The organism is Bradyrhizobium lablabi (assembly GCF_001440475.1).
GTDB lineage: Bacteria > Pseudomonadota > Alphaproteobacteria > Rhizobiales > Xanthobacteraceae > Bradyrhizobium > Bradyrhizobium lablabi.
This window is the reverse complement of the sequence record NZ_LLYB01000034.1, coordinates 63,225-84,603: the sequence shown is the minus strand read 5'-3', so window position 1 is coordinate 84,603 and position 21,379 is coordinate 63,225. Positions and strand designations below refer to the sequence as shown.

At 62.8% G+C, this 21,379-nt stretch carries 22 protein-coding genes; 8 read left to right on the top strand and 14 right to left on the bottom strand.

Annotation, left to right across the window (positions count from 1 at the left end; translation table 11 throughout):
• Both wecB and CQ14_RS01830 read left to right on the top strand, forming a co-directional pair.
• A partial coding sequence (gene wecB / locus CQ14_RS01835; RefSeq protein WP_082649672.1) for a non-hydrolyzing UDP-N-acetylglucosamine 2-epimerase occupies positions 1-991 on the top strand: 991 nt, incomplete at its 5' end.
• Between the two features lie 3 nt (positions 992-994).
• Positions 995-2,494 carry a glycosyl transferase family protein gene (locus CQ14_RS01830; RefSeq protein ID WP_057856239.1) on the top strand — a complete coding sequence of 500 codons (1,500 nt, stop codon included), beginning with the start codon at positions 995-997 and terminating at the stop codon, positions 2,492-2,494.
• On the opposite strand, the gene CQ14_RS01825 is transcribed toward CQ14_RS01830, so the two are convergent.
• Positions 2,495-2,800 (bottom strand): hypothetical protein, encoded by a 306-nt coding sequence (locus CQ14_RS01825; RefSeq protein ID WP_057856238.1) that lies wholly within the window; start codon positions 2,798-2,800, stop codon positions 2,495-2,497.
• Positions 2,801-3,194: 394 nt separating this feature from the next.
• On the opposite strand from CQ14_RS01825, the gene CQ14_RS01820 reads away from it, so the two are divergent.
• Positions 3,195-3,914, top strand: a complete 720-nt coding sequence (locus CQ14_RS01820) for an Npun_F0296 family exosortase-dependent surface protein (RefSeq protein WP_057856237.1) — start codon at positions 3,195-3,197, stop codon at positions 3,912-3,914.
• A 41-nt stretch (positions 3,915-3,955) separates the two neighbouring features.
• On the opposite strand, the gene CQ14_RS01815 is transcribed toward CQ14_RS01820, so the two are convergent.
• The 6 genes from CQ14_RS01815 to CQ14_RS01790 form a co-directional block, all read right to left on the bottom strand.
• Positions 3,956-5,869 (bottom strand): nitric oxide reductase activation protein NorD, encoded by a 1,914-nt coding sequence (locus CQ14_RS01815; RefSeq protein ID WP_057856236.1) that lies wholly within the window; start codon positions 5,867-5,869, stop codon positions 3,956-3,958.
• Positions 5,870-5,872: 3 nt separating this feature from the next.
• Positions 5,873-6,682 (bottom strand): CbbQ/NirQ/NorQ/GpvN family protein, encoded by an 810-nt coding sequence (locus tag CQ14_RS01810; RefSeq protein WP_057856235.1) that lies wholly within the window; start codon positions 6,680-6,682, stop codon positions 5,873-5,875.
• Positions 6,683-6,740: 58 nt separating this feature from the next.
• On the bottom strand, positions 6,741-8,087 hold the full coding sequence (locus tag CQ14_RS01805) for a cbb3-type cytochrome c oxidase subunit I (protein ID WP_057856234.1): 1,347 nt from the start codon (positions 8,085-8,087) through the stop codon (positions 6,741-6,743).
• Between the two features lie 36 nt (positions 8,088-8,123).
• Positions 8,124-8,576 carry a c-type cytochrome gene (locus CQ14_RS01800; RefSeq protein WP_057856233.1) on the bottom strand — a complete coding sequence of 151 codons (453 nt, stop codon included), beginning with the start codon at positions 8,574-8,576 and terminating at the stop codon, positions 8,124-8,126.
• 127 nt (positions 8,577-8,703) lie between these two features.
• The gene (locus CQ14_RS01795) at positions 8,704-8,976 is read right to left on the bottom strand and encodes a cytochrome C oxidase subunit IV family protein (RefSeq protein ID WP_057856232.1); all 273 of its coding nucleotides are present in this window, start codon (positions 8,974-8,976) and stop codon (positions 8,704-8,706) included.
• A gap of 3 nt (positions 8,977-8,979) precedes the next feature.
• Positions 8,980-9,555 carry a cytochrome c oxidase subunit 3 family protein gene (locus CQ14_RS01790; protein WP_057856231.1) on the bottom strand — a complete coding sequence of 192 codons (576 nt, stop codon included), beginning with the start codon at positions 9,553-9,555 and terminating at the stop codon, positions 8,980-8,982.
• Between the two features lie 168 nt (positions 9,556-9,723).
• On the opposite strand from CQ14_RS01790, the gene CQ14_RS44390 reads away from it, so the two are divergent.
• Positions 9,724-9,879 carry a hypothetical protein gene (locus CQ14_RS44390; protein ID WP_199805412.1) on the top strand — a complete coding sequence of 52 codons (156 nt, stop codon included), beginning with the start codon at positions 9,724-9,726 and terminating at the stop codon, positions 9,877-9,879.
• Between the two features lie 7 nt (positions 9,880-9,886).
• On the opposite strand, the gene CQ14_RS41520 is transcribed toward CQ14_RS44390, so the two are convergent.
• The 7 genes from CQ14_RS41520 to CQ14_RS01750 form a co-directional block, all read right to left on the bottom strand.
• Entirely contained in the window at positions 9,887-10,732 is an 846-nt protein-coding gene (locus CQ14_RS41520) for a copper chaperone PCu(A)C (protein WP_063800277.1), read from the bottom strand.
• A gap of 129 nt (positions 10,733-10,861) precedes the next feature.
• Positions 10,862-12,289, bottom strand: a complete 1,428-nt coding sequence (ccoG, locus tag CQ14_RS01780) for a cytochrome c oxidase accessory protein CcoG (protein WP_057856230.1) — start codon at positions 12,287-12,289, stop codon at positions 10,862-10,864.
• A gap of 10 nt (positions 12,290-12,299) precedes the next feature.
• Positions 12,300-12,614 carry a metal-sulfur cluster assembly factor gene (locus CQ14_RS01775; RefSeq protein ID WP_057856229.1) on the bottom strand — a complete coding sequence of 105 codons (315 nt, stop codon included), beginning with the start codon at positions 12,612-12,614 and terminating at the stop codon, positions 12,300-12,302.
• Positions 12,611-13,114: a DUF2249 domain-containing protein gene (locus tag CQ14_RS01770; protein WP_057856228.1), complete on the bottom strand. Its 504-nt coding sequence runs from the start codon at positions 13,112-13,114 to the stop codon at positions 12,611-12,613. Before CQ14_RS01770 ends, CQ14_RS01775 begins: the two co-directional genes overlap by 4 nt.
• Positions 13,115-13,136: 22 nt before the next feature.
• Positions 13,137-14,444, bottom strand: a complete 1,308-nt coding sequence (locus CQ14_RS01765) for a hypothetical protein (RefSeq protein WP_057856227.1) — start codon at positions 14,442-14,444, stop codon at positions 13,137-13,139.
• Between the two features lie 39 nt (positions 14,445-14,483).
• A complete protein-coding gene (locus CQ14_RS01760; RefSeq protein ID WP_057856226.1) occupies positions 14,484-15,662 on the bottom strand; it encodes an NnrS family protein in 1,179 nt (392 codons plus the stop codon).
• A gap of 602 nt (positions 15,663-16,264) precedes the next feature.
• Complete coding sequence (locus tag CQ14_RS01750; protein ID WP_057856224.1) at positions 16,265-16,723, bottom strand: pseudoazurin; 459 nt, start codon at positions 16,721-16,723, stop codon at positions 16,265-16,267.
• A gap of 199 nt (positions 16,724-16,922) precedes the next feature.
• On the opposite strand from CQ14_RS01750, the gene CQ14_RS01745 reads away from it, so the two are divergent.
• The 4 genes from CQ14_RS01745 (at position 16,923) to hemN (ending at position 21,354) form a co-directional block, all read left to right on the top strand.
• Positions 16,923-17,645 (top strand): Crp/Fnr family transcriptional regulator, encoded by a 723-nt coding sequence (locus CQ14_RS01745; protein ID WP_057856223.1) that lies wholly within the window; start codon positions 16,923-16,925, stop codon positions 17,643-17,645.
• Between the two features lie 212 nt (positions 17,646-17,857).
• Positions 17,858-18,985 (top strand): copper-containing nitrite reductase, encoded by a 1,128-nt coding sequence (nirK, locus tag CQ14_RS01740; RefSeq protein ID WP_057856414.1) that lies wholly within the window; start codon positions 17,858-17,860, stop codon positions 18,983-18,985.
• Between the two features lie 65 nt (positions 18,986-19,050).
• Positions 19,051-19,914 carry a formylglycine-generating enzyme family protein gene (locus CQ14_RS01735; RefSeq protein ID WP_057856222.1) on the top strand — a complete coding sequence of 288 codons (864 nt, stop codon included), beginning with the start codon at positions 19,051-19,053 and terminating at the stop codon, positions 19,912-19,914.
• Between the two features lie 87 nt (positions 19,915-20,001).
• A complete protein-coding gene (gene hemN / locus CQ14_RS01730) occupies positions 20,002-21,354 on the top strand; it encodes an oxygen-independent coproporphyrinogen III oxidase (protein WP_057856221.1) in 1,353 nt (450 codons plus the stop codon).
• Positions 21,355-21,379 lie beyond the last annotated feature (25 nt).

Sequence of the window (21,379 nt, the reverse complement as noted above, 5' to 3'; positions counted from 1 at the left end):
CCTCCGTCCGGACCTCTCGATCCGGCACCGGAGCAATTGTCACACGCCGGCGGCTCTCGCCAGCCTGCTCATTCGCCGCCTCGACCGGTATTTCGGGCAGGTCCGCCCCGATTGCGTTCTCGCCCAGGGCGACACGACGACCGCCTACGCGTCGTCGATCGCGGCGTTCTACCGCAAGATCGCCTTCGTGCATGTGGAAGCCGGATTGCGCACGCCGAGCCTTGATGCGCCCTTCCCTGAGGAATTCCACCGCCGCTCGATCGCCGTATCCACCTCACTTCACTGCGCGCCCACATCGGCCGCGGCGCAGAACCTCGTGCGAGAGAACATTGCGCGGGAGAAGATCATCGTTTCTGGAAATACGGTGATCGACTCCCTGCTCGAAGTCGCGGCTTCGAAACCGGCGCTGCCCGCCGACTTTCCAAGGCTGCGGACCATCCTTCTCACGGCGCATCGGCGGGAGAATTTTGGCGAACCGCTGCGCGACGCGTTCACCGCGATCAGGGCCTTCGTCGATCTCACCCCCGACGTCGCCGTGTATTTTCCGGTTCATCCCAATCCGAACGCACGCGAAACGGCGATCGAGATCCTTTCGGGTCATCCCCGGATCAGGCTGGTCGACCCGCTCGGCTACCGCGATGTCGTCGCCGCGATACAGAATGCCTGGTGCGTGGTGACCGATAGCGGCGGCCTTCAGGAAGAGGCGCCCGCGCTTGGCAAGCCCGTTCTGGTGTTGCGGGACGTGACCGAGCGGCCCGAGGCGGTGGCATCAGGCGTTGTCGAGTTGGTTGGAACTTCGCGCGACGCGGTATTCGGTGTGCTGTCCGAGTTGAACAAGAACAGCGCGAAATACACCCGCATGGCCCGGCCGGTATTCCCCTATGGAGACGGCCACGCCAGCAAGCGGATCGTCGAGGCCCTCTACCGGCAATTCGTCCTGCCGCCGCAAATGCGCTCCGCCGAAATCGTCCAGCTTCACCACGCGTCCTGAGAAATGACACAAGCCCCCGCCTTCATCTTTCAATATCTCTATGTCGTCGAGATTCTGATGCTGATCGCGGCCGTGATCATCACGATCTCCAGCTTCGACGATCTGTTCGTGGACCTGCTGTACTGGACCAGCCGGCTGATGGGCACGGCGGATGCCAAGTCCAAGGAATTGCCGAGCGTGGAGATACTCGAGCAGATCCCCGAGCGCCCGATCGCTATCATGGTGCCGTGCTGGAAGGAGCACGACGTCATTTTTTCGATGCTTTCATCGAACTCCCGGCTCGTGCGCTACGAGCACGCGCATTACTTCGTCGGCGTATATCTGAACGATCCCCTCACCCAGGCCGAGGTGCGCAAGGCACAGGGGCTGTACAAGAACATCCACATGGTGCTGGTGCCGCATGACGGCCCGACCAGCAAGGCCGACTGCCTGAACCAGACGATCTCCGACATCTTCATGTTCGAGGCCGAGCAGAACATCCAGTTTGCGGGAATCGTGATGCACGATTCCGAGGACCTGATTCATCCGCTGGAGCTCAAGCTCTTCAACAAGCTGGTCGACGTCTACGACTTCATCCAGTTGCCGGTCTACTCGTTCTCCCGGCCGATCACCTCGCTGATCGCCGGCCTCTACATGGACGAGTTCGCCGAGATGCACACCAAGGACCTCGAGGTCCGCCAGCGCATCAGCGGCGTCATTCCCTGCGCCGGCGTCTCCGCATGTTTCAGCCGGGAGGCGATCCAGCATCTCAACGATCAGAATCAGGGCGAGGCTTTCCGTACCTCGTCTTTCACGGAAGACTACGACATCGCATTCCGCGTCTCGGAGCTCGGGTTCAATTCAGCGTTCATCGCCTACCCGGCCAGCTACGCGATCGACATCGATATCGACAGCGGCAACCCCGGCATTCTCCACCGGACCCTTCCGGTGGCGACCCGCGAATTCTTTCCGTCAGGCCTCGAAGCCGCCTATCGCCAGCGCGCGCGCTGGCTGCTCGGCATCGTGTTCCAGGGCGCGCAGGAGCACGGCTGGAAAGGCTCGCTCGGGACCAAGTATTTTCTGGCGCGGGACAGAAAGGGCGTGATCACGAGCCCTGCCGTCATGCTCGCCTATTTTGCGCTCGCCAATCTGACCATATTCGAGCTCTATCGGGCGGTCTTCGATCCCGAAAGGCAGTTTGTTTATACGCTATTGAACCAGAACTGGGCGATGTGGCTGTTCTTTGTGAACTTCCTGTTTCTGGTCTGGCGCCTGTTCAACCGAATGACGTTCACGGGCATGATCTACAATTTACGTCACGCGCTGATGGCCGCGCCGCGACTGGTCGTTGGCAATTTCGTCAACTTCTTCGCCACGTGGCGCGCGGTGCGCATCTATCTCAGTCACCGGATATCAGGCACGGCGCTCGTCTGGGACAAGACTTCGCACTCCTACCCGGTGCACATGGGCGACCTTACGCTGCCACAGCCAGCCGTGGCTGCAGATAGCGCGGGAGCCGAATAGTTAGGCCGCCAGCAGCGGTTTGCCTTCGCGCTGCTGCACGACGGATGGGCTCGGGCCAAGGATGAGACGCGCGCACGAACGCGTTCCGAGAAAAACCGCGCAGACCGCGAACGCAACGAGCTGGAGGCTGGGGTAAAAAACGACCGCGCCGAGAACCAGCCAGCCTGCGGCGATGGCAAGGAAGTCGGTCAGCCCGGAGCGTTTTCCGTTGGCGGAATCCAGACCCTGATCGAGCGCGTTGGCGATCGCATCGAAGCCATCGATCGCATCTCTGCTGGTCGGACCGGCCAGATCACGTGAAAACATCAGACACCCCCAAAGAGCCTCTCGTGGGCTCTCCGGGGCATTTGGCGGTGAGACTATTGCCCGCCGCTCAAACCGACCGTTACAGTTTTATCCATATGGCTTTTTCGCGTGCGAAGGCATTGCGCCTCCCACAGCATGAACAATTCCAGCCCAACGCATTCGTTAGGATTTTAATAATTGCACCCCACGAAGAGAGCCCGGCTGAGGCCCGCAGCGGCGAGAAAGAGCCCCACAAATGGGCCTCACAGGCGAGCATTTGACCCGTTATCCGAGGAAGAATGGCGGAATTGCCCGTTAGCGTTGATATCCTTCCCCTTTAATTAACCTTGCATTATTTAATTCGCGAATTTAAAATGTCAGGCAAGATATTAATGATTCATTTGGAATCCCGATAATGCGAAAATTTCTTGCCCCGCTCTGCACGATCGCTGCCCTCGTCATCTGGAGCGATCACGCCCGCGCCGTCGTCGTCACCGCTTCCAACGGCCCGTTCAGCGCCGGCAATAGCAATACCAACAACGACATCACGTTCGACGGCGTTGCCACGCCGAACACGTTTTCCGGCACCAGCATCCACTGGGGCACTGTACCGGCCTCGTTCGGCGGCATCGCCTTCTCGGGTACCGCCATCATCGCCAAGAATGCGGCGGGAACGGCGGCGGGCATTTCGGCGACGCCGGCGGGAGACACCACCAACTACATGTCCATTCTGGGCGGCAAGTCCGAGACGCTGACCTTCTCGGGCACCCAGAACAAGTTCGGCCTGTATTGGGGATCGATCGATTCCTACAACAGCATCGCGTTCTATCTGGGTGGCAGCGCTTCCCCGTTCCTGACGCTTTTCGGGAACAACCTCAACGCGGTGCCTGCGCTTGGATTTAACGGCGACCAGTCTGGTGCCCTGACCAACGCGTATGTCACTTTCACCGGCCTGAACTTCGACAAGATCGTTCTGGCATCGTCGAGCAATTCATTCGAATTCGACAACATCTCCTACGGCAATGTCAGCCCCGTGCCGGAGCCGTCGACCTGGGCGATGATGCTGCTGGGTTTTGCCGGCATTGGCTTCGCATATCGTCGCCACCGATCCAGGCTCGCCGTCACGGCAGCCTGAGTTCTGGCTGTCTGGACTTGCGTTGATCCTGGCAGCCATCGTCAGCGGACTAATTGCCGGTAGATCGCCGGAAGCGCAGCCGGCAAGCGGCTGATGTTACCGACGATGGCGTAGCCGCCGCGCCCGAACAGGGCGGGAAAGTAGGATTGGGCGGCGGCGTCGACGGTGACACCGAACACCGCAACGCCTAGCCGCCGGGCCTCGCGCACCGCCTTGCGGGTATCTTCCACCGCAAAGCGGCCTTCATAGTGATCGACATCGTTGGGCTTGCCGTCCGTCAGCACCAGCAGCAGCTTCTTGCGCTGCGGCTGGCCGGCAAGCTCGGCGGCGGCATGGCGGATGGCCGGGCCGATGCGCGTGTAGTAGCCCGGCTTGAGCGCACCGATCCGTCGCTCGACGGCGGCTCCCATCGGCTCTTCGAACGATTTGACGGCCTCGATGCGTACCCAGGATCGCCGCCGCGATGTGAAGGTCAGGATGCTGTGATGGTCCCCGCAGGCGGATAGCCCATGCGCTAGGACCAGCAGCGCTTCCTTCTCCACGTCGAGAACGCGATGACCATCGACCCACGCATCCGTGGAAAGCGAGACATCGACCAACAGCGTTGCCGCGAGGTCGTGCCGCTGCGGACGCATCGCCAGATGGACCCGATCGAGCGATCCGCTGCCTGCCCGCAGATCGCAGCGAGCGCGGACCAGCGCATCGATATCCAGATCGAACCCGTCTGCCTGGCTGCGCATCACGTCGTGCTGCGGCCGCAGCGCCTCGAAGCGCCGCCGCACATGACGGACGTGCCGCAGAATGTTTGCATCCGGAGACCAGCTTTCGCCGATCTCCGGCGCCTGCCCCGTCAATACCCGGCAATGGTCCGGCAGATAAGTACCGGCGCGATAGTCCCATTCCGGATAAAGACGACCGCTGTCGAGGCGCGTGACATCGATGGTTTGCGGCGGCAGATCCAGGTCGAATTTCAGCCTTGTGGCGGGCTTGCCGCTGCGGTGGCCGATCGCAAGCTCATCGAGATCATCGGCCGCCTTGCGCGCATCCTCGTCCTCACCATCGTCCGACGGGCGGTCGACATTCACCATCTCCGCCATCGCGAGTATCTTCTCGAAGCGGTTCAGGATGAACGGATCGCGCTTTCCGCCGTCGTCGGCCTCGCGGACAGCCCTGCGCTTGCGCGTATCGGGCAAGTCCGCCTCATCGCCTGACACAGGCGCATCGTCATCCTCGACCTCTGCAGGAGCGGTCGCGCGTATCCAGCAATCACCCCACAGCGGACAAGGCAGCATTGGTCGGTATCCGGGCGGCGCTTTTGCCGGCCGATCGGAAGCGCCGGTTACGTCTCGCCACAGCCGGCCCTGCGGCGGCGCATCGACGCCGAGCAGCGCCAGCACGATACGCTCTACTTCCTGCTCTGCCCGCGGCAGGGGCCTGCGCGGTCGCGCTTGCGCCGTTGCCGCCGCCAGACGCTCGTATGAAAGGACCAGGCCAGGGAACTGCGCCTTTACTTTTTCGACCGTCTCGCGGGCGCGCCGCAAGGTCAGGAGATCGCGCCGCAGCGGATCGGTCTCGTCGATCGTCATCACCGGCGCGGTGGCAAACCACGCCGCCAGCCAGCGATAGAGCAAGGCGTTGAGCTCGCGATCCGGAAACAGGGCGATGCTCTCAGGCAGAAAGACGGTCGCCCGATCGCGGCCGGGATGATCGAGGCTCTCGTCGCCAAGGCCGATACGCTGCCGCCAGCCGAGCCGATGGCCAGACTTTCGCGACCTGGCGCCGGCGATCTGCACGCCCGCCTCCCCGCCCAGCGCACGGAACATGACCGCAATCTGTCCCTGCACTTCCGCAAGCGTTGCGGCCTCCCCGGCATAAACCGGATAGCTCGCCGTAGCGCCCACCAGCCGATGCCAGGCGCGGCCAACCGTTTCCTCCAATTCGAGGAAATCCAGCATGGCTTATCCGATCACCGCTCGGGCCACATCGAGGAGCGCGGCCTTGACATCGGCGTCGTCCGTGAGCGGCTCGATCATGCCGGCGAGCACGGCATCCACGGTCGGGTTTCCCGCTGCAATCAGTGTCGCACAATAGACGATCAGGCGCGTCGATACGCCCTCTTCGAGATCCTGTCCTTTGAGCGCTCGCAGCCGGCCCGCCAGCGCCACGAGCGGACGCACGCGCTCCGGCGCAAGTCCGCTCTCGGCAGCGACCACCTCGATCTCCTGCTCAGCTGGAAGAAAGTCGAATTCGATCGCAACGAAGCGCTGCCGCGTGGACGGTTTCAAAGCCTTCAGCAGACTTTGATAACCCGGGTTGTAGGACACGACCAGCATGAAGCCCTGCGGCGCGACCAGTTCTTCACCGGTGCGCTCGAGCGGCAGGATGCGGCGATCGTCCGTCAGCGGATGCAGCACGACAGTGACGTCCTTGCGCGCTTCCACGACCTCATCGAGGTAGCAGATGCCGCCTTCCCGCACGGCGCGGGTCAGCGGACCGTCGGTCCACACCGTGTCTCCGCCCTTGAGCAGATAGCGTCCGGTGAGATCGGCCGCGGTCAGATCGTCGTGACAGGCGACGGTGTGCAGCGGCAAGGAGAGCCGCGCCGCCATATGGGCGACGAAGCGGGTCTTGCCGCAGCCGGTCGGCCCTTTCAGCAGAACCGGCAGACGACGCCGCCAGGCGTGCTCGAACAGCATGCATTCGTTGCCGCTTGGAACGTAGGCCGGAATCTTGGGTGTCGCTCCGACGGCGTGAAGTACGGCCTTCATATCAAATCTCCAGCATTAGAGCGGCGGCCGGCCGCGTCGATGACCGGCCGCCTGAAGCCTATTCGGCGGGTTGGAGTGCAGCGGGCGCGACCGCCGGGCGTTCGCGGCCCGGCACCAGAACCGCCCACACGAACATCAGGGCCGAGATCAGAACGAACACGCCGGAGCCGAGCCTGACCCAGTAGAACACAGCAAGCTGGTCCTGTACCTCCATGAAGCCCTGACCGAGCACGCGCTGCAGATGAACCTGGATCACGCCAGCGAAGGTCAGCGCGAACGTCATCGTCATCATCGCGGTGCACATGATCCAGAAGCTCGCCATGCTGAGCCACTGATTGTACGGCGCGCGCTGGCGCAGTTGCGGGATCGCGTAGGCCATCACGGCAAGGTTCAGCATCACGTAGGCGCCGAAGAACGCGAGATGTCCGTGCGCCGCCGTCACCTGGGTGCCGTGCGTGTAGTAGTTCACCGAGGACAAGGTGTGCAGGAAACCCCACACGCCGGCGCCGAGGAATGCCATCACGGAGCAGCCGACGGACCAGAGCAGCGCGGCCCGGTTCGGATGTTTGCGGCCTGCCTTCCAGGTCATCTGCACGGTGAAGATGACCATGGTGAAGAACGGCGCGACCTCGAGCGTGGAGAACAGCGAACCGATCCACTGCCAATAGCCGGGCGCGCCGATCCAGTAGAAATGATGGCCGGTGCCGAGGATGCCGGAGAACAGTGCAAGGCCAATGATGACATAGAGCCACTTCTCGACCACTTCGCGATCGATTCCGTTGAGCTTGATCATCAGGAAGGCGAGCACGGAGGCCATGATGAGCTCCCAGACGCCTTCGACCCAGAGATGCACGATGTACCACCAGTACATCTTGTCGACCGCGAGATTCTTCGGAGTATAGAATGCAAACAGGAAGAAGATCGCAACGCCCCAGAGGCCGAACAACAGGATGTTGGTGACTGTCGTCTTTCTGCCCTTCAAGGCTGTCATCGTCACGTTGAAGAGGAACATGAGGCAGACGACGACGATCCCGATCTTGATCACGAACGGCTGTTCGAGGAATTCGCGGCCCTCATGGTAGTGAAAGAGGTAACCGACCACGGCGGCGCCGGCAGCACCGAAGAACATCCAGAACTGGATCTTCGCCAGCAAAGGGCTATACAGTTCGGTTTCGGTCTCCTCCGGCAGGAGATAGTAGGTCGCTCCCATGAAACCGATGAGCGACCATACGATCAACGCGTTGGTATGTATCATCCTGACGATGTTGAACGGCAGGAGAACGGACAGGGTGTTGGGCAGGACGTAGATGGTGCCGGCCAAAACGCCGAACAGCACCTGAGCGAGGAAAAGCGTCAGCGCGCCGTAGAAATACAGCATCGCGACTTTCTGGGTTTCGTATCTCATCGTGAGGTTCCTAAAACGGCTGTCGGGGTGAAAGGCTCATCCGGCCTTGTTCGGCGGCCAGTTCTGCGTCTTGATCTTGTTGGTCCATTGCAGGAAATCGGCGAGATCGTTGAGTTCCTGATCGGTGAGATTGAACTGCGGCATCTGCCGGCGGCCGGGCGCGCCCGACGGCTGCGCCTGCATCCACGACTTCAGGATTTCCTTGGCGGTGGCTGGATCCTCGTTGCCACCCCAGCGATCCCAGACGTTGCCGACCTCAGGCGCGAAATACGCGCCCTCGCCCAGCAAGGTGTGGCAGTTGATGCAGGAGTGCTTCTCCCAGACGTGCTTGCCGCGCGCCACGGAGCTGGTCAGCGTCTTCTCGTCCGTCGACGTAGTGACCATGTAGTAGTGGCTGTGCGCCGTCAGCCCGAGGAAGATCGCGAAGAAGAAGGCCGATCCGCCGTAGAAGACGTTGCGAGCCGCCGACTTGGTAAGGCGTTCAGCCATTACGGGTCCTTTCCGGTTGGTGTGCTGAATAGTTGAGCGGTCGCGTCAATTTATTCACCCGCGTCCGGCGCTCTTTGTGCCGGCGCAAGCATCCCGACGATCCCGAGCCGTTCGCGGGATTTCTCAATCAGGACAACAGAACGGAGACGGCGGACACCGCCCAGGCGAAGCCCACGATGAGCATCAGCCACGCGGTCGCAAGCCCGCGCCAGAGCGGCGGCGCGGACCGCAAATCGAGGTAATCCAGCAGGATTCTGCGGCCCTTGATTGCAGCAATGGCGAGAACGGCTCCATCGGCGAACAGCAGGCCGCGGGTGACGCCAGTGAGGGCCATAGTCGCGCCGGCGAGCGCGATCAGCGCAAGCAACGTTAGATCCAGACGGTCGGGCTGATACCGCATGCTTCAGCGCACCAGGTAGACGATCGGAAACATCAGGATCCAGACCAGATCGACCATGTGCCAGAAGATCGTTCCCGTCTCCACATGGGTCGGATCGGCGCGGCGGCAGACGACCGCGAGGATGATGATTCCGAGGCAGACATGCAGCAGGTGAAAGCCGGTCAGGAGGAAGTACAATGTAAAGAACACGCTCGTCTCGAGACCGATACCGCTGCCGATCTCCTGCGCATATTCAAAAAACTTGATCGTCACGAAAGCACCGCCAAGCACCATCGCGAAAAGCAGCCAAAGTCGCGCATGACGGCGCGCATTTGCGCGCGCCGATGCGACACCTCTCGCCGCCGCCCACCCGCTCGTCACCAGGACAATCGTGTTGTATCCGGCAAGCGTCACATCGAGTGAGGCCTGGCCCGACGCGAATATGGCCGGCTTGACCGCATGGGCGACGATGAATGCGCCGAGGAAGAGACCGAAGGCCACGAGCTCGCTGAGAACGAGGACCCACATCATGGGGTCGCCAGGGAGCCCTTCGAAGACACCCCAGCCCGCCTCGTCCTGTTCGCAATCCGCAGTAGACATTCGATCTCCCGATCGACGCCTATCATCCCCGGCAGAACGGGTTCTTTGTCGCCGAGCAAATACGGGGACTGGATGCGGCTGTCGCAACGCTCCTTGCGGGAGCGCAACGTCAACGGCCATCATGGCCGCTAGATACGGCGAACCTTGGAACAATGAGGACGGAGCGCCATGAGCGACGCACAACTGAGCCTGCTGACCGCCGCACCCATCATCATCGCCTTTGCCGGTGCGCTCAGGGCGATGGGCGTCCTGTCCACGACGGCGACCGCATCCGCCGTCGGACTGTCGATCGCAATCGCGGTGGTGCTGTTCACGACGCAGTAGCGTCGTGTCACTCGATGAGTATCGGGGCCGCGATGTCGACCCGGTCGTCCTTCGCAAGGTCGATGCCGAGCGACAGCGACCATCTCCCGCTCGCCGCAGCCGTCAGGCGGACGCGCCAGCTATCGGCCGCCACGCGCTCGGCTGCCGCGGTGACGGGAGCGATATTCTTGTCGGGATTGGACAGGGTCACGGCAAGCGCATCGACCGCGAGAGGCTTCTCATCGCCATCTTCGAGTTGCACCAGGACCTCGATCGGACCGCTCCGGCCTGGTGAGACCGTGACGTTGGCCATCACGCGCGTTCCGCAGATATGGGTGAAGAAGGGTTCCTCGGTTGCCGCGGCCGGCGCGCGAGACGCCGCTGGCGCGGCAGGTTCCGTCGAGGCAACCTGCAATCGGGGCCCTTTGGCGCCGACGCTTCCGACCTCAAAACTCGCATCGACCTTGCCGGCACGCTCGAAATTCAGCGAAACGGGGATGCGTTGCCCTTCCTCGAACGGCGCGATCAGCCCGACGAACATGACGTGATCTCCTCCCGGCGCGAGCGTCACCGTGGCGTCAGGAGGGATCACCAGGCCGTCGTCGAGAGCCCGCATCGTCATGATGCCGTCCTGCAGGCCCATCTGATGGATCTCGACTTTGGCGGCTGCGTTGCTCGACGCTGAAAGCAGCCGGTCAGGCTGGATTCCGCGGTTCTCGATCGAGAGGTACCCACCCGCGACTTTCGCCCCTTTAGGCGTCGCGCGGCTCCAGGCCTGCTTCACGACGATGTCGTGGGCAGCAGCCGGCGAAGAGCCGACGAACGTCGTCAGAGCGGCAGCGATCAGCGCGATTTTGCTGAAGCGGTAAAGCATGTCAGAACCTCCGATCAGGCCGGGTTACTGCGCAAATATGGCAAATCCCGGCGTCCCTCACTTTGATCGGGCGCAAGCTGCACGGCGACAATGCAGCGACTTTTCGTCTGCCTCACACCAGGCCACGCTTCAGCGTTCGACGAACCTATCCTTTGCAGAGAGAATCGTGGTGCCGGTCTCATCACGCGCCGTAAACACGACCTCGGCATCCCGCGGGCTCGCGGCGGTAAGCGTGACCCGGACGGCTCCGGAGCCGTCGGCAGGCACTTCGATCGGGGCCTGGCTCTCGTTGCCGATAATGGCCATTGTGGCATCCACGCCGCTGACCGAAAGCGTGTAGGCGTGGGCGGCCGACGACTTGTTCAGCAGCTTGACCGTGTAGCCATTGCGCACTGATCCGTCCGAGAGCCGGACCGCCAGGGGATCGCGATCATGCTGGACCGAAAGCGTAGCGTCGGTCTTGGCCATGAATGAAAAGACGATCGTAGCCGTCAACACCAGGCACGCCGCCGTCAGCCCGACGGTTTTCGGACGGACCAGCCGGTTGACCGGCGGTTCGGCACGGCGGCCACGCTCGATATTGTCCCAGCTTTCGTAGTCGATCAGGCCACGCGGGCGGCCGAGCTTCGACATCACGCTATCGCAGGCATCGACGCACAGTCCGCAATTGATGCAGGCGAAGTTCGGTCCTTCACGGATGTCGATGCCGATCGGGCACACCGTGACGCACTGATTGCAGTCGACGCAGTCCCCCGCCGGCTTGCCCTGCAGGCGGAGTTCGGCGGCCTTCTTGGCCGACATCCGCTGCTCGCCGCGGTAGTCGCGGTAATTGACCGTGAAAGCTTCCGGGTCCCAAATCGCGCCTTGCAGGCGCGGCCATGGGCACATGAAGGTGCAGACCTGTTCACGCGCAAAGCCTGCCAGGCCATAGGTGGTGCCGGCGAAAACAACGATCCAGCCAAGCGCATTGGCCGAGACGTCGCCGCGCGCAAAGCTTTGCAGCAGCTCCGGCGCGTCGGTGAAGTAGAAGATCAGCGTGCCGCCGGTCGCGAATGAGATCAAGAGCCAGGCGGAATGCTTTGCGACGATCTGCATCGCCCGTTTGACGCCAACCGGTGCGCCCAGGTTCTTCAAGCGCTGGCGCCTGTCGCCCTCGATCAGCCGTTCGACGAGCAGAAACAGGTCGGTCCAGACCGTCTGCGGGCAGGCAAAGCCGCACCACAGCCGCCCCGCCAGCGCGTTGGTGAGGATCAGGATGGTCGAGGCAAGAACGAGCAGCCCCGTGACCAGGTAGAGGTCCTGCGGCCAGATCTCGACAAAGAAGAAGTAGAGCCGTCCGTGCGCAAAATCGAGCAGAACGGCTTGATCCGGCGCGTTCGGCCCCCGGTCCCACCGGAGGAACGGCGTGATGTAGTAGACCGAGAGCGTCAGCAGCAGGATGATCCACTTGATCCGCCGGATCCGTCCCTTGACGGCCTGCGGCACGACCGGTTGGCCTGTCGCCGCTGCGGCAAGCCTGCGCGTCTTCGCGTGGTCGATCTCGATCGTAATCGCCATTTTGCGGACTTCAGTTCACTGCGGCAAAGCCAAGCGAGGCCCGGATCTCCGGCTCGATGCGCGAGGGTGCCCAGGGCGGATCGAACGTCATCACGATATCGACGGAACGGACGCCCGGCACCCGTACGACGGCGCTCGCTACGCCCTCTTTCAGGAAATGGACCGCAGGGCATCCCGGCGTGGTCGCGGTCATCGTGATGCGAACGGCGCCGTCGACGACCGAGATGTCGTAGACGAAGCCGAGATCGACGATGTTGTAACCGAGTTCAGGGTCGATCACGACACACAGCGCGTCCCTGATCCCCCCGACCAGTTCGTTGGTCATGACGGCGCCCTTACTGTCAGCTCGTACGTTGCGCCATCCGGCGAGAACCCGCCGAGCCAGCGATATCCGCGCTTCTCGAGTTGCGGAAACAGGAAGACGGGCTCGCGCCGCAGCAGCGCTGACAACGTTTCACCCGGTCCTAGTTTCTCGGCAGCCGCAAGGATGCGCACCATCGGCTCCGGCGGCTCAAGATCGCGATTGTCGAGTTGGACCGTCGGTTCGGGCCAGGTATCGAAGGTTGCTGCTCGGGCCACGAACGCGGCCTGTTTTGTTTCCGCGGGCGTGAACAGCACTTCCCACTCGCCGGCATCGAGCGCCTGTGCCGAATGCGCGAATCCCTTATCCGCCATCACCGCGAACAACGGCACCGGCTTGAACGTGGCATAGAGACGAAGCCCCTGCCCGGGTTCGAGCCGTTCGAGCGCGGACATGATGACCGAGAACGGCTCGCCACCTGCACGCAGGATCGGACGGACGTCGACATCGATATATTCGGTCATGCTTGCTCCTTTCGTTTGATCGTCAACTTCTGGCAAACAGCAGATGCGGCGCGCAGGCGCCGTCCGGCAACCGCAGCGGACTCTGGACGTCCGCAAGCTGGCGTGTCCGGATCACTTCGCGGATAATGCCGACGATACCGATCATCATCATCGCCGCGGCCGCGCGGAATGCCGAGGGTTGATCAGCGAGCAGCATCAGCGTGCCGAACCATACGGCCATGTGGTAGATCACGAACCATTTTGATGCCCTCGCCTCCGCAACCAAATCCTGAACGCGCGGTGTTGGCGCGCGTCCCATCACGGGCCCGTAGGTCTCGAGCCAGGTCAGGAACGCCACGATCTTGTAGAGCTTGGCGAGAACGAGACCCGACAACCAGCCAAAGATAACGAGAAACACGAACGCGCCGAGATGCGTGGCGAAAGTACCGGTCAAGATGAGCATCACACCCAGCAAGCCCGACGCCGCGAGGCTGACAAAGGACAATACCGCCATCCGCGTGTTGAGTTCGAGCTGACGCCGCTTGCGGCTCCGAAAGATCTCGATCACGTCGCGCCCATATAGAGCAATCGTTGCGAGCCCAAGGGCGGCGACCACCGACAATACGGCATTCAATCCGGAAGAGAGCCAGATCGCGAAAATGCCGCCGACCACGGCGATGGTGATGGCGAGCGCACCGGCTGCCAACGTCATGCTGCTCTTCCTGTCGTCAACATCGCGCGCGAGCATGAACATGGATAGCAACCGATAGCTCACCCCCATCGCCGTCAACGTCAACCAGCCGCCAAGGCCGGCGATTGCGTGCAGCGGAACCCCGCTCGCCAGCATCGATGCCCCGATCGATCCCGCCCACCCCGCATGCGCAAATGCGAAGATCGCGCCGAAGGTGACGGTGGCGCAGAGCGAAGCCAGCCCTGCCAGGACAAAGCGTGCCGGGCCGGCCGGCCGCTGCCATGCAGTCAATCCGAGATCGATAACGATCAGGCCGAACCCGACGGTCAGCAGCACTGCGCCAACCGGAAGGAGCCAGTGCCAGGCGGGAAGCCGGCCACCCAATCCCAAAAAACCCGCGAGCAGCGCGACCAGACCTGCGGTCAACAGCCCAAGCGCGGGCAATGCCCATTTCTCCGAATACAGCGGCTTTGCCACGAGCACGGGTACAAACTGCAGCAGCGCGCCGCACATCGCCACGCTGAGCCAGCCGATGCAGACCACGTGTACCAGTACGAGGGTATCGGGCGATGCCAGATGCGCCGCCGGAAAACCGACGCGCGCGACCATCAGCGCCAGCGCGACGAACAACCACGCGAGCGCCATCGCGAAGTAGCTCATCGTCCATCGTGATATGCTGGCGCCGATCATCGTACCTCTTCAGAACTTGCGCGCGCGGCACAGCAGCGGGGCGTAGACGACCGCGAAGCCAAGGAATGCCCCCGCCCAGGCCACACCCGCGACCGTCAAAAGCGGAATCGCATGGCTCGGTTCGAGCGCCGCACATATCCGTGCCAGCGCGGCGACGACGATCGACGCGTAGACAAGCTGGGTAGCGACGGACGCCGAAAGCGCCTGGCCCGTGTGGCCGAGCGACGCACGCGTCATCACCGCGATCGTCATTGAACCGATTGCGCCGCCGGTCCAGGCATGGATCCCGGCGCTCGGGGCGACGAGGTCCACGGCAGCCAGCGCCGTGAGAAGGAAACCGGCCGGCACGAATGCATAAGCCACATGAAGGATCAGCACGAGGCGGTCTGACACGGTCCGATCGCCGGCCCAACGCGCCAGGCGCACGAGGTGGAGCAAACCGGCAACGCCGAGTGCGGCTGCGATGAAACGGCTCGAAGGCGCCGCGACCCACGCGATCATGGCGCAAACGCCGGCGACCATCGTGATCGCATCGAAGCGATCGAAGGGCACGGGCAGCCGTCCCGGTTCGCGGCGCGCCAGCCAGTTGCGCGTAAAACTCGGAACGATCCGCCCGCCGATCACGCAGACCAGCGTAACCACGAGGCCTACACCGAGGCGCGTGGAATATTCCGCCACGCCACCGAGATGCGCCTCGACATGAAACGCGATGTTGACGATGGCCAGCAGCGAGATGATGCCGACCACCATCAGATTATTCCACTTGCGGCCGGCGACGATCTCGCGCGCGGCTGCGCCAGCGAGCAGCGCGAGAAAGGCGGCGTCGACCGCCAGCGCGATTTCCCAGCCGATGAAGCCGGAGAATGTCACAGCCAACCGCCCGGCGAGCCAGGTGGCAAACAGGATCGCAAGCGGAACACCCTGGATCGGAAGCCGGCCTGTCCAGTTCGGCACCGCCGTCAGGAGAAAGCCCGCGATCACAGCGCCGACATAGCCGAACAGCATCTCATGGACATGCCAGTCTCGCGGCGCGAGCGCGCTCGGCAGCGAGACGTGACCGGCGAATACCGCAAGCCACAGCGGAACCGTCGCGCCGGCATAGATGGCGCCGAACAGGAAGAACGGCCGGAAACCGTAGGAAAACAGCGCCGGCCCCTGATAGGCCCTCAATTTCTGCATCGTCGCCATGGTGACCCCTGTTCATTCACTGCGATCATAAGCCGTTCCGGCCAGCGCTCTTTGTCGAAGCACAAATTGCCGCATCGTTCGGCGGGATGTTTGATCTCCGACAAAGACCGTGCTGCTTCCCGGCTGCATTTTTGGTTCCACGATCAACGGAGGATGCGATGCGGATTTTCGAGAGATTGCGAGGGCGAAGCCGGAGCGACAGCGCTATCGAACGCAAGCTTTTCGAGGCGATCACCGACGACCTTCTCCGGAAGCTGGGAGACGAAACCTCGATCCCGCCCTTCATCGAGAGCAAAGCGGACTGTTGTTCCTGCTGCTCGGCCGATACAAAGCCATCTCAATAGACGACCTTGCGCTAGATCAAGGAGCGCTCGTGGATTCGGCGACGGATCATCGCGATGCGCAACGCTATCTCGCACGAAGGCTGGCTTCCGATTGCGCTTGCCGATGACTGCGACCTCGAACTCGGCCAGGTCTGCACCGCCGGGATCGAGGCGCTGCGTTTTCCGTGCGGGCGCAAATCGGGCATCTGGTACAATGTCTGGATGGACGAACCCCCTGCTCATCCATCCGACCCATTGGAAAAGCTTGGCGGTAAACCGCTATCTGGATGCGGTCTTGCTGGCCTCGAGCGTGTCGAACAGCTTCGCAAAGACCTGCTTTGCCTTGCCGACCTGCGGAACAGCCTTGGCCTGATCGACATTGCCGGGCTTACCGACCACGATCAACGCAACCATTCCCATGCCGTAGTGGGGCAGACACTTGATGCCGTAGACGCCCTCCTGCTCGAACTTGACGGCAATATCCTCGTTGTTCTTGCCGACGAACGGCGCCGCGCCCTCGGGGAGCATGCCCTTGATGGACTCTGCGTTGTGTCCCTTGTCCGTGGACACGAACTTGACGGTATCGCCGGGCGCGACCTTCACGAAAGCCGGCTCGAACACCATCACTGTGCCGTCGCTTCCCTTGTTGAGAAGCTTGACCTCGACCTCCGCCGCCCGGGCGCTCCCGGTCAGAACCAGAGCAGCCGCAGCCGCGGCCAACATCGCAATCTTTCTCATGTTTTCCCGTTTCTTTCCCGTTTTCCTGGAACTTGGCCCGGCCTCTACCGGGCTCCCGGGGATCAGATATCGCCGCCTGGTTTTGCCAATATTGCGCTAGCGCAATCTTCGTGCCGAATCCTGCATTAAGAGCTTTGCAAGTCGTTGAGGCTTGCCGCCGCCGCGGATACTCTCCGCAAGTATTGAAACGAGGATATCGATGGCCTCCGTCGACCGCTCCCTGGTCGCCAACCTGCCGATGTTCGCCGGCCTTGCGCCCGCCGAGCAGGACGAGCTGCTGCGCGAAGCGCGCTCGATTCGATATCCGAAGGGAAGCGCCGTGTTCGATCAGGGCGCGAAAGCCGATCACTTCTACCTCCTGCTTCACGGCCATCTTCGCGTCGAGAAGGTCACGCTACAGGGACAGCAGTCCGTCGTGCGCTACGTCTCGGGCGGCGAACTGTTCGGTGTCGCCCAGGCCATGAACCTGACGCATTATCCGGCCACCGCCGTGGCCGCCGTCGACAGCATCGCGCTCGCCTGGCCCTCATCATCCTGGAATCGCCTGCTGACCAAATATCCGAGCCTCGCTTCAAGCGCGCTGCAGACCGTCGGCAGCCGCCTGCAGGACACCCAGGCCCGTGTCCTGGAGATGTCGAACGAACAGGTCGAGCAACGCGTCGCGCATGCGCTACTTCGGCTGGCCAAGCAGGCCGGAAGGAAAGTCGATGCCGGCGTCGAGATCGACTTTCCGATCAGCCGGCAGGACGTCGCCGAGATGACGGGGACCACGCTGCACACGGTGAGCCGGATTCTCAGCGCATGGGAGCAGCAGGGATTGGTCGAGGGTGGCAGGCAGCGCATCGTGCTGCGCGATGCCAACAGACTGCATGTCCTTGCCGAAGGTGATGAAGGCGCTCTGAATCGTAAACCCAATCCGTAAGCCGGCGCTTCACCTCGAGCCTCGACGGCCTTTCCCATCCAACGACGGTAGCCCGGCAACTTCCAGCGCTCTTTGCTCTCGCGCAAATTTCCGATCGATCCGCTTCATCGGCCAATAAAGCGTTTCTCCTTGTTCCAGCGCAAAGAGACTCGCGGCCACGTCGCGCATGATGCACCCATCGAATTGGGACGCATAAAGCGATGGAGAGCATCATGCTGACGAGAAGGACTGCATTAATGGGTGCCGCTGTCGCGGCGCTGATGATGGCCGCACCGGCCGTGGCGGGACCAGCAGACGATCTCAAGCTGCCGCGCCAGAAGGTCGAACTGGTGGCTCCGCCCTTCGTCCACGCGCATGAACAGGCGACCAAGGCGGGACCGAAGATCGTCGAATTCAAGCTGACGATTCGGGAGAAGGAAGTCGTCATCGACGATGCCGGCACGAAATTCCACGCGATGACGTTCGACGGATCGATGCCTGGCCCGATGATGGTGCTCCACGAAGGCGATTACATGGAGCTCACGCTGGTCAACCCCGCCTCCAACAGCATGCCGCACAACATCGACCTGCATTCGGCAACGGGTGCATTGGGCGGCGGCGCGCTGACCCACGTCAATCCCGGCGAGCAGGTGGTGTTGCGCTGGAAGGCGACGCGCCCCGGCGTCTTCGTCTATCACTGCGCGCCCGAAGGCATGATCCCCTGGCACGTCGTCTCCGGCATGCACGGCACGGTGATGGTGCTGCCGCGCGACGGCCTGAAGGACGCCGAAGGCAAGGCGCTGCGTTACGACAAGATCTTCTACATCGGCGAAAATGACCTCTACGTGCCGAAGGATGCGAACGGCAAGTACAAGACCTACGAGACCATCGGCGAATCCTATGCCGATACGACCGAGGTCATGCGCAAGCTGATCCCGACCCACGTGGTGTTCAACGGGCGGGTTGGATCGCTCACCGGCAAGAACGCCATGACCGCAAAGGTAGGCGAGACTGTCATGCTCGTGCATTCGCAGGCCAATCGCGATACCCGCCCCCATCTGATCGGCGGGCATGGCGACTACGTCTGGGAGGCCGGCAAGTTCAACAATCCGCCGCAGAAGGACCTCGAGACCTGGTTCGTTCGTGGCGGCTCGGCCGGCGCTGCTCTCTACACCTTCCGTGAGCCCGGCATCTACGCCTACGTCAACCACAACCTGATCGAGGCGGTCGAACTCGGTGCCAGCGCGCACATCAAGGTAGAGGGCAAGTGGAACGAGGACCTCATGAAGCAGGTCACCCCTCCCGGCCCGGTCCCGCCGGACAAGATCGGTGCCGCCGACCCGGTGGCCGTCACCCGCTAGGTAGCGCCGAAAATGACGGCCCGCGGTTATCGCCGCGGGCCGTCGCACGAAGAGGAGGCGATGTCGTGCTCATCCTGATGAAAGTAAAGCTGGCAATGCTCGCAGGCGCGCTGGCAGCGCCGATCGTGGCAACCGCCTTTGCGCCCACCCCACCGCAAGATCAGGACGGAGCCAGGCGCCTGCCGTCCGCTTCCTTCAGCTACCGCGCCGCCGGCGATTTCTCACGGAACGGCCGGCCGGTCGAAGGGCCGTTGCGAGAGCTCCGCCTGCCCACCGATCTCGTCATCATGAAACGGCAGGTCACCGTCGCCGAATATGGGCGCTGCGTCGATGAAGGCGCCTGCCCGCGCATCGCCATTCCCGCGAGCCCGCAGGACGCACCCGTCGTCGGCGTCAGTTGGCACGATGCCTCGGCTTACGCAGTATGGCTATCGCGCAAGACCGGTGTCACCTATCGTCTGCCGACCGATGCGGAGTGGACATTCGCCGCCGCCGAGAAGGCGCGCGACGAAGCGATGCCACTGGTCGATCCCAGCGATCCCGCACAGGCCTGGATCGCTCGCTATGAAACCGAATCTGCCCGCGCCAGGCCGGTCGCGACGGCCGCACAGCCTGGCGGTACGTTCGGCACCAACAGCAACGGACTGGACGATCTCGGCGGCAATGTCTGGGAGTGGACAAATAGCTGCTTCGTTCGCGTTTCGCTCGACGGTGGACAGGAGCGGACCACCAACACCAATTGCGGCGTACGCGTCGTGCAGGGAGCCCATCGCTCCTATATGACCGACTTCATCCGCGATCCCAGGTCCGGCGGCTGCGCCGCCGGCGTCCCGCCGGCCAATCTCGGCTTCAGGCTGGTCATGGAGCCCTCCCCGCCCGTCGTTACAGCGGTCACCCGGAGCGTCGCGAAGCTGCTGCGAAGAGCATAGCCGGCGACATGCCGGCGGGTTGAGCTAGAACAAAGTCCCTCCGCGCCAAGTCCGATAATTGATCGTGAAGCGGAAGGAGAACAGCAGATGCGATCGGACTTGGCGCAATCCTACGGGCAGGACAGGCTGCCGCGCTACACCAGCTATCCCACGGCCCCGCATTTCTCGCCGGCGATCGGCGAGGAAGACTATCGGAAATGGCTGAAGTCGATGCCGGTCCAGCAGCCCCCCTCGATCTATTTGCATGTGCCGTTCTGCCGGTCCATGTGCTGGTATTGCGGCTGCCACACGTCGGTCACCAAGCGCGACGATCCGATCGCGACCTATACAGCGGGGCTGCGCACCGAAGCGCGGCTTGTCGCCGAGACAATTGGTCAGAGAATGCCGATCTCGCACGTTCACTTCGGTGGCGGCACGCCGACGATCATGTCGCCCGAAACCTTCGTGGATCTCGTCGGCGCGTTGCGGCACTCGTTCTTCGTCCTGCCCGATGCCGAGATCGCGGTCGAGATCGACCCGCGGACGCTGACGGAGTCGATGACGGAGGCGCTCGGCTATAGCGGCGTCAACCGGGCGAGCCTGGGTGTCCAGAGTTTCGATCCCGCCGTGCAGCGGGCCATCAACCGGCTGCAAAGCTTCGAACAAACCGCTAGCTCCGTCGAACGCCTGCGCCGGGCGGGTGTCGGCCGGATCAATTTCGACCTGCTCTACGGGCTGCCGCTGCAAACCGTGGACTCGTGCCTCGATACCGTCGCCAAATGCGTCGAGTTGAGGCCGGACCGCTTTTCGGTGTTCGGCTATGCCCACATTCCCACGTTCAAGAAGCATCAGCGCAAGATTTCTGAAGACTCTTTGCCTGACAGCATCGAGCGGCACCTGCAGTCGGAAACGATCGCCGAAGCCTTGCTGGACGCCGGATACGTCCGCATTGGGCTCGATCACTTCGCACTTCCGGGCGATAGCCTGACCCTCGCCAAGCAGGACGGCAAGCTGAAGCGCAACTTCCAGGGCTATACCGACGATTCCGCCGACACACTCATCGGCCTCGGCGCCAGCGCCATCGGTCGCATGCCGCAAGGCTTCGTACAGAACGCGGTTTCGACCCGCGACTATCTCGCGCGCATCGCCGAAAACCGGTTCGCTACCGCCAAGGGATACGCGTTCACCGGCGAAGATCGCTTTCGCGCTGACATCATCGAACGCATCATGTGCGACCTAGCCGTGGATCTGCCCCGCATATCCCGGTCGCACGGCCGGGACCCGCGATCCGCTATCGTCGATCGGCCGCGGATCGAGAGCCTGATTGCCGACGGCGCCGTGACGATGATCGACAATCGGCTTTCCATCAGCGACGGCGCTGAATTCCTGGTGCGGAGCGTGGCGTCGGCGTTCGATGCCCATCTCGCGCATTCCGCGGCAACGCATAGTCGCGCGGTCTGACACAGGCATCCCATAGCGCTTGCAG

Bases quoted from the DNA above. Each gene is read 5' to 3' on its own strand.
- CQ14_RS01775 (WP_057856229.1), bottom strand. From the start codon at position 12,614: ATGACCAACGAACTGGTCGGGGGGATCAGGGACGCGCTGTGTGTCGTG.
- CQ14_RS01745 (WP_057856223.1), top strand. From the start codon at position 16,923: ATGGCCTCCGTCGACCGCTCCCTGGTCGCCAACCTGCCGATGTTCGCC.
- CQ14_RS01825 (WP_057856238.1), bottom strand. From the start codon at position 2,800: ATGTTTTCACGTGATCTGGCCGGTCCGACCAGCAGAGATGCGATCGAT.
- CQ14_RS01810 (WP_057856235.1), bottom strand. From the start codon at position 6,682: ATGAAGGCCGTACTTCACGCCGTCGGAGCGACACCCAAGATTCCGGCC.
- CQ14_RS01805 (WP_057856234.1), bottom strand. From the start codon at position 8,087: ATGAGATACGAAACCCAGAAAGTCGCGATGCTGTATTTCTACGGCGCG.
- CQ14_RS01815 (WP_057856236.1), bottom strand. From the start codon at position 5,869: ATGCTGGATTTCCTCGAATTGGAGGAAACGGTTGGCCGCGCCTGGCAT.
- CQ14_RS01800 (WP_057856233.1), bottom strand. From the start codon at position 8,576: ATGGCTGAACGCCTTACCAAGTCGGCGGCTCGCAACGTCTTCTACGGC.
- CQ14_RS01790 (WP_057856231.1), bottom strand. From the start codon at position 9,555: ATGTCTACTGCGGATTGCGAACAGGACGAGGCGGGCTGGGGTGTCTTC.
- CQ14_RS01750 (WP_057856224.1), bottom strand. From the start codon at position 16,723: ATGAGAAAGATTGCGATGTTGGCCGCGGCTGCGGCTGCTCTGGTTCTG.
- CQ14_RS01820 (WP_057856237.1), top strand. From the start codon at position 3,195: ATGCGAAAATTTCTTGCCCCGCTCTGCACGATCGCTGCCCTCGTCATC.
- nirK (WP_057856414.1), top strand. From the start codon at position 17,858: ATGCTGACGAGAAGGACTGCATTAATGGGTGCCGCTGTCGCGGCGCTG.
- ccoG (WP_057856230.1), bottom strand. From the start codon at position 12,289: ATGGCGATTACGATCGAGATCGACCACGCGAAGACGCGCAGGCTTGCC.
- CQ14_RS01760 (WP_057856226.1), bottom strand. From the start codon at position 15,662: ATGGCGACGATGCAGAAATTGAGGGCCTATCAGGGGCCGGCGCTGTTT.
- CQ14_RS01795 (WP_057856232.1), bottom strand. From the start codon at position 8,976: ATGCGGTATCAGCCCGACCGTCTGGATCTAACGTTGCTTGCGCTGATC.
- hemN (WP_057856221.1), top strand. From the start codon at position 20,002: ATGCGATCGGACTTGGCGCAATCCTACGGGCAGGACAGGCTGCCGCGC.
- CQ14_RS01770 (WP_057856228.1), bottom strand. From the start codon at position 13,114: ATGACCGAATATATCGATGTCGACGTCCGTCCGATCCTGCGTGCAGGT.
- CQ14_RS44390 (WP_199805412.1), top strand. From the start codon at position 9,724: ATGAGCGACGCACAACTGAGCCTGCTGACCGCCGCACCCATCATCATC.
- CQ14_RS41520 (WP_063800277.1), bottom strand. From the start codon at position 10,732: ATGCTTTACCGCTTCAGCAAAATCGCGCTGATCGCTGCCGCTCTGACG.
- CQ14_RS01765 (WP_057856227.1), bottom strand. From the start codon at position 14,444: ATGAGCTACTTCGCGATGGCGCTCGCGTGGTTGTTCGTCGCGCTGGCG.
- CQ14_RS01830 (WP_057856239.1), top strand. From the start codon at position 995: ATGACACAAGCCCCCGCCTTCATCTTTCAATATCTCTATGTCGTCGAG.